A 22,098-nucleotide genomic window follows, 5' to 3' on the forward strand; every position below is an offset into this window, starting at 1 on the left:
TGCAAAGTTCAAGAAGAACAAGTTCTTTTTCCTTTACATATGTTGATTCAGGTGTGTTTTTTTATTTTTTTTCGAATTCTACTTAATTGCGTGGGGGTAATCCCCAGATTAGAAGCTATGTAATGTAAAGGAATACGCTCTTCAATCTTAGGGTGGGCATTGATAAAATCAAGATATCGTTCTTCGGCATCTTTTAAAACAATATTGATCTCTCGTTTTTCTTTATCGAGCACCCATTTTTTTTCGAGATAGGCTATATAAAAGTCCTTGAGTTCAGTATGTTCCTCAATAAGTTGGCGATATTGTTTGTAATCAAAACTAATGAGTATACAAGGTTCAATTGCCTCGAGCGCAAAATTTGAAGGTTCATTTATTAAAGCAGAAACCATAGAACCCACAAAATTCTCTTTTAGGAAGATATTTTTATGGTACAAACTTCCTTCATCACTGATATAATACGAGACAATGACTCCTTTGTACAAAATGTGTTTTTGTTTTGAAGTCTTCCCGATCTCAAGTAACATTTCTCCTTTCTTTAAATGCTTTATTTCAGAAATTGACGCAATCAATGAGACATTCGTATCGCTTACCGCACTGTATGTATTCAGAACTTTTTTGATAAATGGTATGTAGTCTTCTATATCGTTCATTACCTACTGATTGATAACTGTTGTCATAAAATCAATATTACAAAGTGTTCACTTTTGTTTTCATTAAATGTTTTTCTATTAATGGTTTTAACTCATAAATAAGGTCTCTCCCCTTATTACCATTGGTCATTATAATGAACCCCACTTTCTGCTTCCAAAATAAATAAAAAAGAGATCTATAGGAATCATTTGCTCCTCCATGTTCGACGATATGTTTCCCATTTTCTGTATTGATTCTAGGGCCAAGTCCATGATGTGAATTTTCTTCTGCTGTGATCATATCTTCAACTAATCCCTTTGACAAAAATTTGGAACCAGTGTCTTGTTGAGATGTCATCGTTGCTTTCAAAATCACATACAAATCCGTAGGAGTTATCCACAACCCAGAAGCGGCTGCTTCTGGCATGGCTTGATAACCTCGTGGCAAAGCTTCTGGCTTTCCTTTTTCGTCATGGGCTTTGGCAATATTTCCAAATGCCTCTGGAAGCGGATTTAAAAAACTTGACCTTTTAAGTCCTAATGGTTCAAATATTTCTTTTGCGGCAGCCTTATGAAAAGGTAAACCGGTAACATCTTCAATGATCTTCTGTAAGACCGTTGTTCCCCCACCAGAATATTGATATTTTTCTCCTACTGAAAAGATTAATTTTACTTCGTTATTTTTTGCTGGCTTTTTACCTTGCAGAATAGCTATCGTTGATGTTGGCAGTGCTTCTCCCGGATAATAATCAGCAAAACCATGGACCGAAAATCCTGCTGTATGAGACAAGATATGTCTTATAGTTACTGGTTGATCTTTATTAAATTGATTTTTCTCGACTTTCCAATCTTTTAAATAGGTATTGATATCAGTATCTAACGCTAATTTCCCAGAATCTACCAACCTTAGTGCTAAAATTGCGGTAACTACTTTACTGACAGAGCCCGCCGAAAATACCGTCTCTTGGTCGATCGGTGTTTCTTTTCCTTTTTGTTGTACTCCAAATGTTAAGGTTTGTATAGTATCCAAACTCTTCATCAATAACATGCTCATCCCAGGGATTTTATGTTTTTTCATAAGCCGTTGTGCCGATATCTTTAGGCTATCTTTGCTCACAGCTAATGCGGTAGCGTTATACCTATCTTTCGAACTTTTAGTCTGCGCGCAAGAAAAGGTGATGCCGTACGATAAACAGATCGCAAGTATTAATTTTTTACTATTCATTTTGGAAAGTATTTTTAACATTTGTGCTGAGAAATTTTGGATAAAAACATTGACATCATGATAGATGATCATATTGTATTAATCAAGTATATCGTTGAGTTCCCGAATAAACTTCATCGATTCCTTTTCGATCTTTTCGGTTAAATTTCTTCTATTGCTGAAATTTGGTTCTTTAACAATAATATGGTCTATGATCGATAAACTTTTATCAATCGATTCAACCAAATGATAAGTATTCCAATCACTGTCTTTAAAAATTTTCCAATACTTCTTCCGGATACTTTTGTTTTGACCTGACAAGCAAATCGAAAAACATAAGGTTTTATGGTCCAAGACCATAACAAATTTAAGTTTTTGTTTTTTTAACTGCTCTGTTGTTAACGAAAAATAGGAATACGCTGGGTTTCCTTTATAAATACTTCCGAGTTTAAATAAGGCCTCATATTCTTTATCAAAAAAAGCTCTTAATTCTTTCATATACGCTATTAACTCATGATAATCTAAACCTTCTGCGTATTGGTGATCATTATTGACGTTACCGTTCGAAAAATGTATAGTTTTAGTTTCCTCGAGTTTAACATTCTCGGTTTTTTCCAATGGAATACAAATATCAATGATAAATTTCCGTTCAGGATGTGTGTTATGGTCGTTATGATAGATTTCAAAATAATCCCCATCTCTAAATTTATAATCATGCTCAAGGACCCAAACATTCATACTTTTCCAGGCTTTGGAAATCTCTTCGGCCTTAATTTCGAAATGTCCAACGACATAAATCCCTTTATTCAATGTTAGCTGTCTGATTTCTCCATCGGTTTTGATACCCTCCTTAATAGTAACACCTGTACTGAATCTTATTTTTGATCCTTCTGTAACATTAGGGTTATCGTGATAGACCGTAACTGCTTTGAAATTTGAAATATCTAATACTCCTTTTTGATGTCCCCACTCCATCAATTTTTGAAACATATCACCTGCTTTATCAAATTCTCCTATACGGGATATACTGGCAAGTTGTAATTCGGGAAGCTCTTGTATACTAATTTTTCCATTCATTTTAATCCATTGTTTACTATTATCAATGGAACAAATGTATTTTTCAGAAGAAAAAGGAACTATACCAATCTTGCTAAGTATTTTTTTACCTTCTGATTTAAATCTAGTTGGAGTAACCCTATAGTATTTTTTAAAAGCTCTTGAAAACGAGCTGTCACTATTGAAACCATATTTGTAAATCAATTCTTTTAAAGGAAGATCCGGTTCGGTAAGTAGAATGGAAGCAATACGTTCTATTCGTTTTCTATTAATAAATGCATTGAGTCTTTCGTTCACCACAGTTAGAAAAACTCTATGAAAGTGATATGGCGAATAATTAGCTTTCTTAGCCAAATACTCTAACGAGAGCTCTGTATCGAGGTTTTTTTCAATAACATCTAATACTCCATTTATTCTTTTAAGGTACTCTCGGTTTGTTTCGTTCATTTCATTCCTGTCTACTATTACACTCTTTAAACAAAAACCGCTTTGATTACTTTTGAAGTAGCATTGCCAGTTTCTCTAAAAGCCTTATCTACCTTTACTAATTGCAACGACTTGTTTTCCGAAAACGGCGGCGATACCAGCTGCTAATCCTCCTATCACTCCTGTAATCAAAATAAGTAGATATGGATTACCTCCTATCTGTAACAATTGTGATATTTTTTTGGCCAGTGTAAAGTCATTAGCACTACTTAACATAAAACAATACACAGCCCAAAAAAATAATATCGCCAAAAAGGGAACAAAAAATACAGCTGCTTTTTTAAGCGGTATAAATAAAGATGTAGCTAAAGCCGCTGTCATTACCGACCACCACGGTAGAAATAATGATAATACTACTCCCAATATAATAGTGGCTATAAAATTGATGATATTCTTAGTCATTGCTGGCTGGTATTAAAGTTTGTGTCCCAATAATCGCACTAGTGGCTTCATTAGATTGTAAAAAATTCAGGCTGTGGTACTTCCCAGCGGCCCAGTCGTCGATAAAGTTATCATAGTACTTACTCCCGGGATTACCTGACTGCCCTCCTGGATATATCCCCAAAGCTGTTGGGGGCGAGGTCATCTCTACGATCATCCTCCACGAAGGTCCGTGATCTTCAGAAGTGGCATTGACAATATTACGGTCTCCCCCAATAGGTATATCAAATCTTGAAAAGGCCGGCAGGGCTTGTAATAAGTGACCTGCATAAGTTCCTTTGTAATTGGACCAGGTGTAGTCTCCTTCTTCTTCCTTTATTTCTTGCAAACGTTTCGCCGCTTCTTTAAAAGCCAATAGGAATAAATCTTTTGCTGTTTCAGTGGTATTCTTAGTGGCTACAATATCCATAAACTCGTGGTGACCATGGTTTTTTAACAGATAAATCGTCTGGTAGGTATACGGCGAAGTCAAAGCCATATCTTCTACATCAAATTCGTCCCAAAGCATTTTGTACAATTTGCCATACCACTGTCTCCATATACTTGGCCCAACCTCATCTATATCATTATTAAAATTCCAGGCTCTAATTTCTTCGTAGATCTCTATTTCATCTTCTGACAAGGAAGTGATATCCATATGTATAAACATATATGGAAGGAGTTCCTTAGCCTTAAGATTAAGATTATTATTGTGTAAATCTTTAAAATCCTGTACACTAAACTTATCCTTAGCATTAAAAAAGGTGTTAATTACACGATTTCTATACGTTTCATACCCATCATTAAAAACGAAATAGGGATAGTTTTCATCTACAGGATGCTGATTAGCAGAGCTCACAAAACCACGTTCGGGATTTTTGGTATGTGCATTGAATTTTTGTGGAATATAGGATTGCCAATCGTTTTCTGGATTACTACCATCCATCAAAAATTTCCCTTGCCCTTCCCATTTATTTGGAAATTTCCCTTGTATCCATAACGCTATATCTCCTTCGGTTGATGCAAATACGAAGTTTTGAGCGGGTGCATTCCAATATTGTAAAGCACTAACGTAGTCCTCATAATTTTTTGCTTTATTGAGTTCTAAAAATGTTTTCTGGTTATTCCCCCCATCATGACCTATCCACCTCATCGCATATCCTGAGCGCTCATTATCTGATTTAAAGTTTTTATCATACACTACAGGACCATGATGGGTATAAAGCACAGAATCCTTATAACTTTCTTGACCTTTGATCTTAATATCTTCTATCCTAACCGAAACATCTTTCCATTGACCGTCATATTTATATTTCGTACGATCCTCGTTGAATTCTATTTTATACCAATCGATAACATCTCTTGTAGCATTGGTTTCTCCCCAGGCAATATATTGGTTAAAGCCAGAAATTACTCCTAATGCACCAGGAATCGTAGCCCCAAACGCATTGTGATCTGGTGTGCTTAATTGCATCACAAACCAGATAGCAGGTAATTTAAGCCCTAAGTGCGGATCATTCGCTAGTATCGGGTTACCAGTTTCAGACTTCGCTCCAGAAACCGCCCAGTTATTACTTCCATTATCGGGATGAGGCTTTTCTATAGTTTCGGCAATGGTATCCAAAACTGCTTGGCTGGCAGGCAACTCTGTCTGAGGCACATCAATAAAACTCCAATCGGTCTCCTTGGGAATTACCGGATCAGTAACATCAAAAAAGTCAGGAAAGAGCAAATTAAAATTCTCTTCTCCAACAATACGTAGCATATTGGTGTATTCAAGATCATCATCATAACCTGCCAGCATTTTGGTCATATACATTAACAACAGGGCTGTTTTTTTTGCTGTCCAGGCTTCTGGTTGATAATCCAAAAGTTTGTATTCTACAGGATAATCTTTAGGATCAAGTTGATCAATATATGCATTTACCCCATCTGCATAACTCTGCACAAAACTTAAGGTTTTGGGATCATGGTCCTCCATATACTTCATCACCTGATCCGCACCAAAGCCCATACCACGTCTGCGTTCTGTTCTGTCATAATTTAAAGCTCTTTCACCAAAAATCTCGGATAAGCGTCCAGCAGCAGCATGGGTTTGGAACTCCAATTGCCACAAACGGTGCTTTGCGGTGAGGTAGCCCTGGGCTTTATACAGGTCCTGCTCGTTTTGAGCAAAAACATGCGGAATTATTAATTCATCATAATGCACTGTTACCTTATCTGTTAGGCCATGGACATTTATTTCTCCTGTTAAGGATTCATCGGTTTCATTTTGCCAAATGCCCGAATTTGGATTCAAAAATTTACCTAAGGGAGGAATGGCGCCGAGTTTGGTATTTAAAACGTAAAAAATTCCAATGGTGAGTGCAAAGGAAATGAGAAGTTTAAAGTATTTCATTAAGTGTGTCTATTATAACCTCTCTAAAAATACCAAATATTATTTTAACATTATGGGGTCAATATACAGTTTGATTTTTTCCTTTTTCCCATTACTTAAACATAAGTACCCAAAGAGTTTGGCATCTACTTTTATCTTTTTATCTGATTATTTTTTAGGTTCCGCAAAACGTTTGATAACCAGCATCGAAGTCTTCTGGTATTTGCTGAAATTGGAGATCCTCCGGGTGATCATCATAGGGTTTGGAGAGTACTTCTAATAATTCATTAAAGGGTTCCATCTCACCTCTAGCTGCTGTATTCAGTACATGTTCTACCCAATGGTTGCGCGGGATCACTTTGGGGTTCGATCGATTCATAAGTTCTAGGCTAGGCCCTACAAGACCTTCACGTAAGTAGGTAGCTTCCCATTTTTGTCTCCAATCTTTAAAATCCTCGGACTTAAAAAGAGCGTTTTCTATTAGTGTATCTTGTTGTAGCGTTAAAAACACTTGTGTATAATCCGCTTTATGAGTTTCCATTAGGGCGAGTAGGTTATCCACCAATTCTTTATCCTTTTCTTCAGGATGTGAAATACCCAACTTATCAAACATCATTTTGTACCATCTTTCAGTAAACTTATATTGAAATCCATCTATAACCTCTTGAGCAAGCTGTACAGCCTTTTTCTGATCTTCTGAAATTATAGGCAACAATGCATTGGCAAATGCAGTTAAGTTCCACTGTGCGATATGAGCTTGGTTACCGAAAGCATATCGCCCTTGTGTATCGATTGAACTAAATACCGTATTCGGGTTATAAGAATTCATTAAAGCGCAGGGACCATAATCAATGGTTTCGCCGGCAATGCTCATATTATCGGTATTCATCACCCCATGAATAAATCCTACCCGCATCCAATCCACAACCAGGTCTATCTGTTTGTGCATTACGGTCTTTAACAACTCAAGCCCTGGATTGTCTGTATCTTTTTTATCTGGGTAATGTCTTTCTATGGTATACATAGCTAGCCCACGCAAGTCTTCTGTACTACCAAAATGACGTGCATATTCAAAAGTACCCACTCGTATATGGCTTTCTGCTGTGCGTGTTAGCACAGCTCCGTTATGCATCTGCCCACGAAAAACCTTTTCTCCAGTAGTAACAACCGCCAAACTACGGGTTGTCGGTATCCCCAAATGAAACATAGATTCACTAATCAGGTATTCTCGTAACATAGAATATAAAGTTGCTCTACCATCACCACGTCTTGAATAAGGGGTTTGTCCAGATCCTTTTAGCTGTATGTCAAACCTTTTGCCTGTTGTGTCAATTTGTTCGCCTAATACAATAGCCCTACCATCTCCCAACATATTAAAGTGGCCGAACTGATGACCAGCGTAAGCTTGGGCCAAAGGCTTTGCTCCATCAGGGATTACGTTTCCTGAAAAATAATCTGCGATGTTTTCGTTCTCCTGATCTAAAAACCCAAGACCAAATTGATCAGCCAGTACTTCATTAAAACACACCAGTTCTGGCTTGGTTACGGGTACAGGCTGATGAAGGCTATAAAAAATCTCCGGTAATTCGGTATAAGTGTTCTCTAACTGCCAATTGTCTTTCTTCATGTTTGCTGATGTATGTAATCCTGTTGTTACCTTTATTCGAATTATTCTTAAAGTATATCATAAGAAGTGTTTGCTCTCTAAAAGAAGCTTATGCAAGATACGATTTGTTAGGCAAAATTTCTTTTCCTATTTGGAGTTTAAATATTCATATTTGACCAAATCATCTTTACACCTTACTTCAATTTTTTGAGCATCTTTGATGACAAAATTTCGATCACTTACTTGTAAAACATCGTTGTAATAATGATCGGTTAAAACTATTCCTTTTGTTTCTTTAAGTTCGTACAAAAGGTTTTTGATGATATCCTTATAGAGAGGTTCGATCATTGAAAAAGGTTCATCCAGCATCATAAATGGATGATTGAGATTTCCAATAAGTAATAACTCAAAATATCGTAGTTGTCCCATAGATAATTTTCCTGCTTTTATTTTTTCTAAACTTGCGATTTTTGGAGCATAAAAAATCTTATCCTGATCGTCTCCATTTGGAAAAAACATGGGTATAATTTCTCGTACTGTTTTCTCTTTGGGCAAAAATGTATCTTGAGGTAAATAGGCTATTTGTTTGGACGGAATAATTTCTTTGGGAGTGATTATTTCCGAATTAATTTTGATCTGAACTGAATCAGCTTTTACCGTACCAAAAATCACTTGTAACAAGGTAGATTTTCCAGTTCCATTTCGTCCAAAAACCCCTATTATTTCTCCTGTTTTACATTGAAGAGAAATGTCTTTTAAGATTACTTTTTTACCATAGGATTTATTAAGACCAGTGACTTCTAACACATTCATTTATCTGAATATCATAAAAATTAATAGCCCTAAAAAAGATATAGAAGCATTTATCAACCATACTTTTTTTATCAAGTTGAATTTAGTAAAACCTAAATTGTAATATCCAAAATACTCATTCTTTTTAAACGCATGAAATCCGATATATCCCATTAAAATACCGAAGGAAGAAAACATAATTAAGCTCCAGAAAATACCGGACGTAAATCCAAAAAACAGAGAAAAAGGTATATTAAACATATTAATGTCTACATAGTATTTCCAAATTGCTCTAATGTTCATTTCCAAATATTGAGTATCATTTATCTTAATATCGAATTTTGTTAAACCATACCATCTAATGGTTACATTAGGTTTCAGGACATTTTTTCTATTTCCTGATACATTAGTTCTATATCATTTTTTATTTTTCTGGTAATTCAATTTCTTCATCCCAGATATACTTACCAAACCATTGCCAGTTGTGCCACATAGCAGCAAGCCTTTCTTTTGGTTTATTGATACCATGTCCAAATCCTTTATAAATGATAAGCTCTGTTGGTACTCCTACATCCTGAAGCCCTTGAAATAACTCGTAGGCATTTGCCGTAGGAACTCTTCTATCAAACTCTCCATGCTGAATTAGTGTTGGTGTTGCAGCGCTACGTATGTTTGTCATTGGTGAGGTTTTCTCGTATATCTTTTTATCTGACCAGGGTGTTGCTTTAAGATACTGTCTTGTAAACGGATGAATGTCGGTATTTACATAATAGGTCATCCAGTTAGAAATGCCGGCACCGACAGAAATAGCTTTAAACTTATTAGAGTTTGTCGTTAGAAAAGCCGATATGTATCCCCCTTGACTCCATCCCATGGCGCCTACCTTATTCCCATCAATGATACCTTTATTTTCTAAGTAATCCACTCCAGAAATTATATCCCATGCATCTCCAACTCCTAAATTTTTGACATTCAATGACCTGAACTTTTCACCGTAACCTGCAGAACCTCTATAATTGGGTCTTAATATCAGTGCACCTTTATTAAGCCATTGAATCATAGGATAAACATAAGCAGGTGTAGCACTTGGCGTTGAAATTCCTGTAGGTCCTCCATGAATAATCACCAAAAGTGGATATTTCTTGTTTGGATCATAATCCATAGGTTTGTGTAGCACACCTTCTATTATAGCTCCGTCTTTACTTTTCCACGAGACAACTTCACTCTTTGCTGCTAACCAATTCTGGATTTGCTGTGTGGATTGAGTTAATCGCTTTGGGTTTTTTATAGGATATTCGCTCTGATAGATCTCTGATAGATCTTCGTCGTTTACTCCAGAATATGCTATTCTTTTTCCGTCTTTAGAGAATGAATAACTCCATATTCTTTTGGGGCTATTGGTTAGTATTGTCGTAGTTCCATTTTTGGGATCTATTCTTACCATCTGCCTAACTGTCTTTTGCCAGGCTAATCCAAATATTCCATTCTTATTCCAAACAATTCTACTGATATTTTCATCAAAATCTTTAGCTAATTGTTTGGTATTGGATCCATCCAAATCGATTCTAAACAGCTTGCCGTTTTTGTAATAATTAGAAGTACTATCGTTTAGACTTGATTCATACAGTATTGACTTACTATCCGGAGACCACCCCTCCAATCCATCATAGCTTAGATTATTTACCAAAACCTTATGGCTTTTGGAGGCAATATCATAAATGGAGATATCCGCTTTAAAAAAGCCATTTATAGTAGGGTTAGGTTGATGTCCAAAAGCAATTTTCTGCCCATCTGGCGACCATTTAAAACTATTTATAGAAAACGCAACACTATCGATTAGTAACTTGGCTTTTAACTTTTCAGAATACACGGTGTCCTTAATCTGCTCTGGCAGCGGCATTTGAGTTAACAACGCAGGATTAAAATCTGCAACCCAAATTTGCCGTAAGCTATATTCGGCATCTTCTACGGCAAAGCCACCATATTTGTCTTCTCGTTTTTCTTCTTCTTTGGATTTATCCTCGGATTGAAGAAAAGCAATTTTTTGTCCATCTGGTGACCATTCGAAATTAGAAATGTTTTTTTTGGTATGGGTTACCTGAAAAGATTCTCCTCCTGCCGATCTAATCACCTGTATTTGCGTGTTTTTTCCTTTCTTAGACAAAAAAGCAATCCATTTGCCATCAGGCGACCACTTAGGGTTATTACTTCTGCTTTCAGCATTGTTTGTCAATTGAAAAGGGGTATCTCCATTTTTGGATATCCACAATTCCCTATCATATTTATTCTCTTTCCAATCCACAGATTGTGATTCGAACACTATATGTTGACCATCAGGTGATATGACAGGATTGGATACTGATCTCAAAGAAATCACTTCTTCAAATGAAGGATTTTTTGTGGTTTGCGCACTTATAGCGCACGCAAAAAAAGTAACGATTGTGATGAAGAATGCTCTTTTCATAATTTGCTTTGGTATAATTAGCTATTACGTTTTGTGTAAACCCTATTGTAATACGTTTATATGTTATTAGTATTAGATCTTTTAATTTCCTTTTTTAGTTGTTCAATTAGTTCATTTTCACTGATAAAATCTTGAAAAAATTTACTTTTCGGAAGAAAGTATAATGTTTTTAATTGTCCAGATGCTTCATACTTTATTCTATAAGGAAAGTCGTCAAAAAGAAAAGTCCGTTCAACAATTTTTATATCAGTTAATGGAACTAAATGTTTAGATTTCACATGTCCAATGATTAAAGATTGGTCATTCCAATAGACGCTTTTGAGTTTGGTAATCCCCATTTGACGTAAGACGAAGATACCAATCAACCAACAAGCAAACAATATCAAGTTTATTTTTAAGTCAAAAATGAATAGCAGGATAAAAACTACAATTGATAAAATGATAAATTTCACCATTAATGCTATCTGAAAGATTCTCGTTATATCAGAAGATATTTTTCTATTCATTTTTAGTTTAGTGTTAACTTTAATGTATATGTTGTAGTAGAGGAAAAAGTTACCTTTTTTCGATTTTTTTAGCATTGGTTATTAACTTTTACATTCTGCAAACATTGCACCTTTGTAAGTTCATAAAACAAATCGATTCATAAATTTGCCAGCAAATAGTTAATTATTCATTGTATTGAAAAGCAAGTCCGCATTTACCCAATACACTTCTCCTTTTTCAACACCTGCCCATCCTTTTTTTTCAGGGTTATTATATTTTCTGGAATAGATAAAATATTTTCCATCAGAAGACATATACGGGCAATAATAGCGCCAGTTGCTTTCGTATTTTAATGGTATTTCTTTCGGTTTTGTCCATTCCCCGTTATCATTAAACGTTATTTGAAATTTACCTTGTCCATTAGTAATGGCATACCGCTCATCTGGTGAAACATAGGTTATCAGTTCTTTTTTCTCTGTCTTAGTAGTTACGATAACAGGTGTTTCAAATTTTTCATTCCCTAAATATTGTGCACGATATGTCTGCATTCCTCCTTTACTACTTGGTCTATTCGAGCGAAAATATAAGCTACCATCTGCTGTAACAACAGGATAGGTTTCTAAATATTCGGTGGAAACCAAAAAATCTACTTTAGAAGCTAATTGCCATTTACCATTCACTTTTTTACTCATATAAATGTCAGGTGGTATCGTATAAAGTTCTTCTCGGGTAACATCATTATTGTAAAGCTTAGGGTCAACACCAAGAAAATACATTGTTTTTCCGTCTTTAGTAATTGTAGGGTCACAAGCAACTGAAACGATAACATTGTCGTTATACATCTTAATGGGTTTAATTTCTGACCATTTTCCATTGATCAGTTCAGAATGGTGAATAACAAAACTGTTGTTCATAATTCTTGAAAAGAACATTTCTGTATGCTCATAATTAAAAACCACATTAAGTTCAATACTGTCAGTATTAACAATTGATGGGGAAAATAATTTAGGGCTTGCTGAAGGAAGTTCTTCATCGAAATACGAAATAGTATTCTTTTTACAACTAAAAAGTGTTGAGATGATTACGAAAATTAATAAAAGTTTATTCATTACTGAAGAAATACTTGCTAACGATTGTTGTAGTGTACTAAAGGCAACTATACACACTATTCTTTTTCTTGTGAACTAATACACATCACTGTATCATTAATGTTGATAGGTGGTGTAGCCAGGTTATAGAGAATCACTCCATCCTTGGGAGATTTGTACTCTTCTAAAACAGTCCCGAATTCGTCTGTAGCATGCCCTACTATGTCTCCTTTTTTCACCATATCTCCTGCTTTGTGTTGGCTATAAAAAATGCCTTGTACATTGGACTTGATATAGCTTTGGCTATTGCAATACACGATATCAGGATGAGCTCCAGTGGTATTGCTAGAATACATATTCATGGTTGCCAACATATTGTATACGCCCTTTTTAATTAGATTCACATTATCTTCCTGAACATTACCCAATTTACCGCACTCGATACTCAATGCTGTTTTTCCATCTTGTACCGCTTGTTTAAAAGTATACTTGGCAGGTTCGGTATCTGAAATGGTATAGGGATAAGATACCACGTATTCAAATCCACTATTTACCGATAGCTTTTTGGCCAAAGCCGTTTGTTCCGGCTTTTTGGTACTGTTGTAATAACACACAAACGGAATCAAATCTTCGGGAGCATCTCCCCCGTGGATATCCAGAAAAACATCACTAACCGGAATAATATTCGTCGTAATAAAGTGTGCTTTTTGATAGGTTACACTGCCTTCAGCTTTTCCAGGAAATGCATTGTTTAGATTCTTTTGATCCTCGGGACTAATAAAGGGCGTACGTGCAAAAAATGCGCCCATACTGGCGATGGGGATAATAACCAGAGTTCCACTAAGTTGTTCCGGATTAATTTCTTTCATCAAGGCTTGTGTAGCAACAATTGGAGGATATTCAAAACCGTGTACTCCTGCCACGATAGTAAAGGTAGGTCCCTCATTTTTACCTTTTATAATAGTTATTGGTAGATGGGTAGCATTTCCCGCAGTATCCGAAAAATTAATTCGAATGTTCTCTATTCCTGGTCTTGTGCTTGAACTAAAGGCCTTTTGAAATTCATTTTGAGAAGTAACGAGCTGTGTTACAAAGAATAGGGTAAGATATAAAGTTATGGTCCGCATTCTAGTAGCCCTTTAGATTAAGATTTATGGAAAAAACTGTAATAGTTGTTCGGATATAAAAGTAATAATATACAACCAAAAAACGAGGTCATACGACCTGGCTATGCTAAGTTTTATATCATTTTTAACTGTTAGAGGGTAAAGTAAAAGGTCCCTAGTAAACTTTTACCCCATGCGGCAACTGGTAGTTTCATTCTTTTTTCGTCCCCAATAAATATAGAATAACACCTGGACCCGATTTTACTTTATTGATTTCCCAATCGTAATTTTCTGTTCCTTTTAAATCCTCTACAAGTGCATTCATTTCCTTAATAGAATATGTTCGCAATGAAGAAACAATTCCATCCCAAAGCACAAATAATGGAACAATTGGAATGAGGTAAGTAAAAATAATTCGTCCCAGTTTAAATGGTCTTATAAAAGGTGTAGTTAATAAGACGCTAATTGGTGAAAAAATCATGGCTATAATGCTAGGTACACTTCGCTCCTGAGCTTCAAAAATTGCAATAGAACTATTCGTATCGATTGCATTTTGAAGAATCTGTTTTGCATCCTTTGGTTGAAAATGATGTAGTGACAAAAATTGCGTTCTCAATCCATTTAATTCAGAAGGTGCATTTCGTGCATCTACTGGAGTTTCTGTAAACTCAAAATTATCTGCCTGCTTTTTTGTAAACCTGAACGCCGAAACATTTGGGTACAAATCGGTGAGCACTATTTTCAAATCCGGGATTTCCTTTTTCAGTTCTGTATTTAACCAAATAAGTCCACCGCCACCTCCCGAACCTAGATCGATGATTTGATTCGTTTTATTTTTTTGCAGCCCTTTTTTAAGGATTGGGATAACAGGTTGATACATTTTTGTTTTGTTGGACAAAAATTGTAAAAAATCAGTTCCATAATTTCTTAGGAAACTTGGGAACCATTTCTGGTCTTCGAATTCAAACAAATGTATTCTTCCCATATCGTTGGTTTATATGTGGTACAATGGTTTGCGTATGATAGGTTGTAATAGCTACTAAGTTAGTAAAAAGGTTAGAAACCAAGGTATTGTCGATACAGTAATTAACAAAAAGAACTGATAATTTCTGCACCTTATGAGAGTGGGTAAAAACTACAGAACTTGAACATAAGAATCTCTAGAAAATACAAGTTTTAACAAGTTTCAATTGCGTTCAAAAACAATGATAATCTCACCATCGTTGTAATACATTAAAAGTTCTGAATTTCGAATTTCAAAACTTTGAACAGCGATTATATTATACAATTGAGTCCATTCTGGCTCATTGATCAATGTTGAGTATACCGATCCTATTGTTATCTTCCCGATACCATCAATAGTATATTCGCCTTGATAACTATTAGTAACCGTTATTCCCGAAATAGTTCCTTTGCCTTCAATATCGGGTTTAGAAAAACTTGCAGTGATATCTCCATTATTGGAGTCTGGCCATGTATTTTTATCCGCTTTAGTAATTTTTCTCCCGTTCTCTATATAGTAAGCCACTTTCCAATCTCCACTCAGATCATAAGATGTTTCTCCATCGTCCTTTGAACAACTTCCAATAATGAATACTAAAGTTACTATGAGAACAAAAACTTTGACAGGAGCATAACTTTTCATAACGCTAGGTTTATTAAAAGATCAAAAAATCTAGTATCGGTTGCGTCAATTTATGGCTTTAATTCCTCTATATCTTATTCATTACTAATCTAATTCTTTTCGATTATTAAGGCCGGAATATTTAATGATTTATACAAATTGTTATAAGCATTCATCTCAGTATTGATGATAGCATCTCTTTCGGTTTTATATACCTGCCAGTCTTTCATAAGGTCGTCAAACCGTTCTTTGGCTCCTTTGGTTACTTTTGGATCTGCCTGGTCTATATAGTTTAGGAGTTGTATGAGTTGTGAATTGAGTTTGTTATTAAAATTAATGACATCCTGAAATGTTTTTTGTTTCTCTTGTACCAGGTGCTCTTCCCAACTATTGATCCGTTTTTGCAGTTCTTCTCCTTTTTCAATGAGTTCCTTTGCTTTCTCCTCCTCTTTTAAAAGTTTGGCGTAATGAGTTAATTGCGATTTCGCAGAGCGCATTTGAATAACAGATTCATGCATATCCCTCAAGGTGTTTTCTATATTCACCAAGATATTTTGTTGCTCTACAAAAGCTTCAGGAGTGGATTGAATTGCTGGATTGGAAAGAATCGTTGCCTTCGTTTCTACAATTTCGTCCTCTAGAGATAATCTCAAAGTATACGTACCAGGAGCAACACTTGATCCAGAATGGCCTCCAAAAACAAAAAGTTTTTTGATAGCAGGAATGGCCTCTCGATCAAAATCCCAGGTAAATCTATGGTATCCTTGTTTTGAAGGTAAGATTTGAGGTTTGGAAGGACCTCCTGGCCAAGTTTTAAAGTCTTTTGGTTTCTTATTAGTATAGGATCTTATGACCTCTGTTCCTTGTAAAATATCCAACTTAAGATCTAATGAATCCGTATCTTTACCCAAGTAGTAATCAAATGTTACTCCACTTTTAGGATTTTGACCTTGACCTACAGCCTTGGAAACACCTCCAAAAATGCGATAACTGGCTTTTGGTTGAAATAATTGAACAGCTTTTTGTGCTGTAGTCATATTCTGAAGAACACCCAAATCGTCTAGGATCCAAAACCCACGACCAGATGTCGCAGCCACCAAATCATTATCCTGAATGATGAGGTCATTAATAGCAACTACTGGTAAATTTAATGTAAGGCGTTGCCAATGTGCTCCATCATCGTTGGAAACATACAAACCAGTCTCTGTACCAGCATACAACAGCCCTTTTCGCTTTTTGTCTGCTCTGACCACTCTGGCAAATCCATTAGGATCTTCCAACCCATTTACAATTTTTACCCAGGTTTTTCCATAATCACTTGTTTTAAAAATATAAGAATTAAGGTCTAATGATTTGTATCGCATCACTACTATATACGCTACCGCAGGATCATGTTCAGAAATGTCTATACTATTTATAATACCATCAGAAATACCTGCAGGTGTTATATTTTCCCAACTCTCACCTCCATTTTTGGTGATGTGCAATAAACCATCATCACTACCGGCATAGAGCACACCTTTTTGATGCTGAGACTCTACCAATGCAGTAAGGGTATTGTAGTTTTCTCCACCAGCTGCTTCATTAGTATAAGGTCCTCCACCGGGACCATGTTTCTCTTTTTCGTTTTTTGTCAAATCAGGACTGATTGTGGTCCAACTTAGACCTCCATCTGTTGTTTTAAAAACCACATTTCCTGCATGATAAATGGTTTTTCTATTATGAGGTGATGAAATGATTGGCGCATTCCAGTTATAACGATATTTCGAATCTTCTGGGGCTATGCTCAATCCCAATTCTGGATACTCCTTGATCGCTTTCTGTTCTCTCGACGATTTGGTCCACTTGCTGATATTACCTTGATACGTTCCTCCATACACCGTCTCTGGATTATCTGGATCAAATGCAATAAAAGCGCTTTCTCCCCCAGCTACAGAATACCAATCCTTCCAATCAATTCCTTGGTCATTGGTACGACTTGTAATGGCAATTGCCGAATTATCTTGTTGCCCTCCGTAGACATTATAAGGCACCAAATTATCAGTGATCACTCGATAGAATTGAGATGTAGCCTGATTTTGTTGAGTGCTCCAACTCTTCCCCCCATTAAAAGAAATATTGGCTCCTCCATCATTAGAATTGATTAGGTTGTTGTTATCGTATGGATTGATCCATAGGTGATGATTATCCCCATGAGGAACCGGGATATTAGAAAAGCTTTTACCTCCATCTATTGATTTCATCACTGGAGCATTTAAAACATAGACTACATTTTCATTTTGCGGATCGGCAAAAATCTCCATGTAATACCAGGAGCGGGCTATGTTTACACGGTTTTTGTTTACTTGTTTCCATTTTTTACCAGCATCATCAGAGCGATACACTCCTCCTTTTTCACCTTCGGCTTCTATCACCGCAAAAACCCGTTCTGGATTTGCTCGTGAAACAGAAATCCCAGATTTACCAAATTCTGTTGGCAATCCCTCTTTCGTTTTGGTCCAGGTATCACCTCCATCAGTAGATTTATACAAGCCAGAATGTTCCCCTCCAGATTCTATAAGCCAAGGATAACGACGATGTTGCCACATGGATGCGTACAAAATACGTGGATTTGTCATATCCATAGATAATGAAGATGCTCCAGTATTTGTATTTATGAATAGTATTTGTTCCCAGCTTTTACCTCCGTCTACGCTTCTGTAAATTCCTCTTTCCTTGGTAGGTGCATATTGTGCTCCTTGTGCCGCTACATAAATGACATCTGGATTCGTGGGATGAATAATCACATCTGAGATATGGCGGGTTTTCTCTAGTCCTGTATGAGTCCATGTTTTTCCTGCATCCATCGATTTGTATACCCCATCTCCCATTGAAGTCATCACACCTCGGGCTGCATGTTCTCCCATTCCTACGACTACAATATTGGTATCACTTTCTGATACAGTGATTGCTCCAACAGATCCTGTTTTAAAAAATTTATCTGAAACATTTTTCCAGGTAATACCATCATCCGTAGTTTTAAACACACCACCTCCTGTAGAGCCCATGTAATAGGTATGAGGTTTCCCTATAACTCCAGAAGACGCAACACTTCTACCTCCTCTAAACGGACCTATATTTCTCCATTTTAAACCATGAAACAAAGAATCAGTAAGCTCCAAAATAGGTTCTTGAGTTTTCTTTTTCCTTTTTTGCGCATGATGACTTACCGGTAGTAGCAGCATGCAGATAAGAAGAAATTTCAATGTTTTGCCTAAGTTGTGTTTAGTTTGGGATGTAGATGAACGTGTGAAAAATGTATTCATTATATATGGATATATTATTGTGAAGTATAACAGCCTCTATTAAGTGCAGAGACAAGAGTCCTAGATTTGAATTCTGATTACCTAGAAATTGAAGCCCCACCACATGTTATTTGCTAAATTTATAAAAAGTGATTGGGTTTTATAGCGATAGCCGTTGAAAAAATAATTTTAGCCTATGTATACATCCCTCTTTTCGGTATATCCCAAAAATCTTGACTACTTTATTATGGTTTTGTAATCGAATTGACTTTTGCCCACAAAAAAACGAATGCCCTTAAAAAGAACATTCGTTTATATCAGGATAAGTCTTAATAGTGACTTAATTTATTTCTTGTAAATCGATAAGCATATTTTCCCAATTCTTTTGATTTTCATGGTCAAATTGTGCTCCATTTTCATCGGCAATGGTAAAACGTTTAATCGCCGGTGTTTTACTCGTTGCTTGGTATAATTGATATGCTTCCTCTTTTAAAGCTTCGGCAATTGGAAGATCGATAGATGCGTACACTGCGCGCTTACAAGCTTCGATAGATTCTGCTGGGAATTTTGCAATTCGTTCTGCCAATGCGTCAACGTAGGGTCCAATCTCATCTGCATCCAAAGCTTTATTGATAGTACCAAATTTCTCAGCTTCATCAGCATCCCAATCTCTTGCTCCCAAGATAATTTCCAGAGCTTTTCCTAGTCCTGCTTGACGTGCCATACGTGAAGCACCTCCTCCACATGGTAAAATACCCATACCTACTTCCATTTGCATGAACTTAGCTTTTCCGCGAGCGGCAAAACGCATATCCAATGCTAACGCCATTTCATGTCCACCACCACGTGCAAAACCTTCAATTTTTGCAATAGTAGCTTGGGGAACATTACTTAATCGTTCTAAAACAGCCTGCAAATCAAGTAATTTAACTTCATTTCTAGGTATAGCTTCTTCAGACATGTCTCGTAATAAATTGGTATCATAATGACACACCCAATATCCTTCGTTTGATGATTGAAACACCACCACTTTGACGCTTCTATCCCGCTCTAATCGCAAACAAAGACTGCTTAAATCTGCCAACATTTCTTGTCCTTGTACATTAACCGGTCCAAAGTTGATCGTTACGTACAAAATCCCCTCTTTTTGTTCTGCTGTGAATGTTTGAAAATTTTTATAATCCATGGTTTTAATTTTTAATTGTTATTAATGATTTACCGCAGCGAATGTGTGCTGTTTTATTTTTCCGTTTTCTATGATATAAGTGTCCGTAGCTAATTGCACATCGATATGTTTATTTTTTCCATTCCAAACAAAATAAACTACGTTACCATGAGCTTCTTGCTTAATAGTGTTGAATTGGAAATCTTCGAAATTGGGTAAGAACTCTTTGTAGAATTCAAAGATTTCGCCCTTCCCTTTATAGGTTTTGTTGGGAGTAATAAACAAAGCGTCCTCTGTATAATCCTCTGCTACATTGAAGGCATTTAAGGTATCAACAGCCTTCATATGGCTTTCAAAAACGTCCTGTGAATTTTTCATTATAACTGCTGTTTTGAAGTTACAATGCAAAATTACCATAGGACCTACGGTTTCTTTTGGTAAGAAAAAAAGAGGTTTTAGTAAAAAACGAGGATGTTATTATTTATGAGCTTTCAGGCTGGTTTGATAAGCTCTCGCAGTTGTTCCTTTGTATGCCATAAAAGTCTTATCCAAATGGCTACTATCCGTAAAACCTAACTCCTGAGAAATTTCGGAAACCGTTAAATTAGTGTGCTTGAGACGTGTTTCTGCCAATTTTAATTTGTAGTTGAGAATATACTTTTTTAACCCCATTCCCATTTTACTTTTAAAATACTGGCTAACATAATTTTCAGACATATGGAATTGGTCTGACAATGCCTTTTTGGAGAGTTTTTCAGAATCATGAACATGATAATGAATGTAATTTATAATACTCTGGATTTTGGATTCCACAACATTGGTGGATACAAAGCTTACATTTCTAGATATAATGTGAAGTATAGCATATAGTGTAGATTTTAAAATAGTTTCACTTTTCAAACTCTCATCATTATACTCATTACACAATACGATAAATAAGGAAAGTACACTACTTTCATCGGTTTTTGATTGAAAGTTTAAATGAGATGTCCTATTTGTGCCGTGCAGTATGGTTTCAATTTTTTTAAACCATTGTTTTCGATGAATTTGATGTTCATCGGATAGCATATCACCAAAAAAACTGTTCAGAAATTTAATCGCCGATACTGTGGTAGGTGTTTCTATTTCAAAATTATACTGGTCATTGGGAATTAAAATAAAAATTTGATTGTCGTTATATCTTACCCTGTGCTTATTAATGACCAAAGTACCTGAGCCTTTTTCGATGAACAATATTTCAAAAAATCGGATGCTGGTATATTCGCAAAAGGCCAAATGGGTTACTTCTACAAATTTTTTTATTACGATATTTTCAAATATGGTTCTTGGCATTTTTTAAATTATAGCTAACATCCAGATACAACGCAGGCCTCTGAACGTTTTAAATTTCCACTAAAATATCAGATTTATGGAAAAGTATCAAGCATTCTCCAAGAGGCATGCGCTATATTCTATATTAGCTTTGTATGAACCGTAATAGATATAAATTTTACATATCTAATGGTATATATCTCTCCTTTATTACGTTAAAGTGATGTATTTGATGCGCCGTTATGGTCAATCCAATCGTATACAAAGGCATTTCATATTCAAAAAACACGCAATTGGTTTGGAGCATTTTCTCGTTGAAAGATGCAAACAATAGGATCGTCGATTGGCGTACCGTTCTAAGCTCATTGATCAACTGCTCTATGGAACGCTCATCTGCGTTTGAGTTTTTAGCCATAATTTCCTGATCGTGTGCGTCTGGGATGGTACCTTCTGCACGAGCAAAAATTATAGCTCTAAAACACCAAATTCTTTCCCAATCAATGAGATGTTGTAGGATTTTATGAATGGTCCATTTTCCTTTTTCATAAGTTTTTAAACCGATCCTATTGAATTGCTCGATATCAATCTCATCAATTTCTTTCAAACTACTTTTAAACGCTTCAGTGAGTTGAATATCCCCATTTAACTTAAAAACATATTCTAAAAATTCTGGATTCTTTTTGACTTCTTGATTTTTCATGAGTACTTATATTTTTTGCTTAATTGATGTAAGATTCGAGCGTGATCATAGCATTAGTACCTATCGAAAACATTGCTAAAAAACCTTAGAATCCTTAGTAATGCCGATCAAACAACACACGAATACATAGATGAAATGAAAGTTGGTTCGGAAGAATATCCGAAGAAAGAATGATTAGCCTTAGGTGTTTACTGGCTAATTATTAAGCTACTATAAGTTTCAGAATCACTTTCAAAATATGAGTTATTTATGAGACTTAAATATATGGAATTTTATGTAAACGTTTTATAACCCAAATTG

Annotated in this window: 18 protein-coding genes; all 18 read right to left on the reverse strand. The window is 35.7% G+C overall.

Annotated elements, in window-relative coordinates:
• Positions 1-47: 47 nt before the first annotated feature.
• The gene (locus BUE24_RS07605; protein WP_073315410.1) at positions 48-650 is read right to left on the reverse strand and encodes a Crp/Fnr family transcriptional regulator; all 603 of its coding nucleotides are present in this window, start codon (positions 648-650) and stop codon (positions 48-50) included.
• Positions 651-687: 37 nt separating this feature from the next.
• Positions 688-1,707 (reverse strand): serine hydrolase domain-containing protein, encoded by a 1,020-nt coding sequence (locus BUE24_RS07610; protein WP_073315411.1) that lies wholly within the window; start codon positions 1,705-1,707, stop codon positions 688-690.
• Between the two features lie 225 nt (positions 1,708-1,932).
• Positions 1,933-3,336 carry an AraC family transcriptional regulator gene (locus BUE24_RS07615; RefSeq protein WP_073315412.1) on the reverse strand — a complete coding sequence of 468 codons (1,404 nt, stop codon included), beginning with the start codon at positions 3,334-3,336 and terminating at the stop codon, positions 1,933-1,935.
• 84 nt (positions 3,337-3,420) lie between these two features.
• Positions 3,421-3,777: a hypothetical protein gene (locus BUE24_RS07620; protein WP_073315413.1), complete on the reverse strand. Its 357-nt coding sequence runs from the start codon at positions 3,775-3,777 to the stop codon at positions 3,421-3,423.
• Positions 3,770-6,193 (reverse strand): penicillin acylase family protein, encoded by a 2,424-nt coding sequence (locus BUE24_RS07625; RefSeq protein WP_073315414.1) that lies wholly within the window; start codon positions 6,191-6,193, stop codon positions 3,770-3,772. The genes BUE24_RS07620 and BUE24_RS07625 overlap by 8 nt, the downstream gene beginning before the upstream one ends.
• A gap of 154 nt (positions 6,194-6,347) precedes the next feature.
• Positions 6,348-7,799, reverse strand: a complete 1,452-nt coding sequence (locus BUE24_RS07630; RefSeq protein ID WP_073315415.1) for a protein adenylyltransferase SelO — start codon at positions 7,797-7,799, stop codon at positions 6,348-6,350.
• 126 nt (positions 7,800-7,925) lie between these two features.
• Positions 7,926-8,591: an ATP-binding cassette domain-containing protein gene (locus BUE24_RS07635; RefSeq protein WP_073315416.1), complete on the reverse strand. Its 666-nt coding sequence runs from the start codon at positions 8,589-8,591 to the stop codon at positions 7,926-7,928.
• Positions 8,592-8,994: 403 nt separating this feature from the next.
• Positions 8,995-11,034 (reverse strand): S9 family peptidase, encoded by a 2,040-nt coding sequence (locus BUE24_RS07645; protein ID WP_073315418.1) that lies wholly within the window; start codon positions 11,032-11,034, stop codon positions 8,995-8,997.
• Positions 11,035-11,090: 56 nt separating this feature from the next.
• Positions 11,091-11,540, reverse strand: a complete 450-nt coding sequence (locus BUE24_RS07650) for a hypothetical protein (RefSeq protein WP_139241937.1) — start codon at positions 11,538-11,540, stop codon at positions 11,091-11,093.
• 159 nt (positions 11,541-11,699) lie between these two features.
• On the reverse strand, positions 11,700-12,629 hold the full coding sequence (locus BUE24_RS07655) for a TolB-like translocation protein (RefSeq protein ID WP_073315420.1): 930 nt from the start codon (positions 12,627-12,629) through the stop codon (positions 11,700-11,702).
• 56 nt (positions 12,630-12,685) lie between these two features.
• Positions 12,686-13,735 (reverse strand): M14 family metallopeptidase, encoded by a 1,050-nt coding sequence (locus BUE24_RS07660; protein ID WP_073315421.1) that lies wholly within the window; start codon positions 13,733-13,735, stop codon positions 12,686-12,688.
• A gap of 190 nt (positions 13,736-13,925) precedes the next feature.
• Complete coding sequence (locus BUE24_RS07665; protein ID WP_073315422.1) at positions 13,926-14,699, reverse strand: hypothetical protein; 774 nt, start codon at positions 14,697-14,699, stop codon at positions 13,926-13,928.
• A gap of 201 nt (positions 14,700-14,900) precedes the next feature.
• Positions 14,901-15,359: an META domain-containing protein gene (locus BUE24_RS07670; RefSeq protein WP_073315423.1), complete on the reverse strand. Its 459-nt coding sequence runs from the start codon at positions 15,357-15,359 to the stop codon at positions 14,901-14,903.
• Positions 15,360-15,448: 89 nt separating this feature from the next.
• Positions 15,449-18,562, reverse strand: coding sequence for a VPS10 domain-containing protein (locus BUE24_RS07675; protein WP_073315424.1), 3,114 nt, complete (start codon positions 18,560-18,562; stop codon positions 15,449-15,451).
• Positions 18,563-18,962: 400 nt separating this feature from the next.
• On the reverse strand, positions 18,963-19,808 hold the full coding sequence (locus BUE24_RS07680; RefSeq protein WP_073315425.1) for an enoyl-CoA hydratase/isomerase family protein: 846 nt from the start codon (positions 19,806-19,808) through the stop codon (positions 18,963-18,965).
• A gap of 21 nt (positions 19,809-19,829) precedes the next feature.
• Positions 19,830-20,165 carry a nuclear transport factor 2 family protein gene (locus BUE24_RS07685; RefSeq protein ID WP_073315426.1) on the reverse strand — a complete coding sequence of 112 codons (336 nt, stop codon included), beginning with the start codon at positions 20,163-20,165 and terminating at the stop codon, positions 19,830-19,832.
• A 99-nt stretch (positions 20,166-20,264) separates the two neighbouring features.
• Positions 20,265-21,119 carry an AraC family transcriptional regulator gene (locus tag BUE24_RS07690; protein ID WP_073315427.1) on the reverse strand — a complete coding sequence of 285 codons (855 nt, stop codon included), beginning with the start codon at positions 21,117-21,119 and terminating at the stop codon, positions 20,265-20,267.
• Between the two features lie 157 nt (positions 21,120-21,276).
• Complete coding sequence (locus tag BUE24_RS07695) at positions 21,277-21,798, reverse strand: DinB family protein (protein ID WP_073315428.1); 522 nt, start codon at positions 21,796-21,798, stop codon at positions 21,277-21,279.
• Positions 21,799-22,098: the final 300 nt, after the last annotated feature.

This window comes from Aquimarina spongiae, assembly GCF_900141785.1.
GTDB lineage: Bacteria > Bacteroidota > Bacteroidia > Flavobacteriales > Flavobacteriaceae > Aquimarina > Aquimarina spongiae.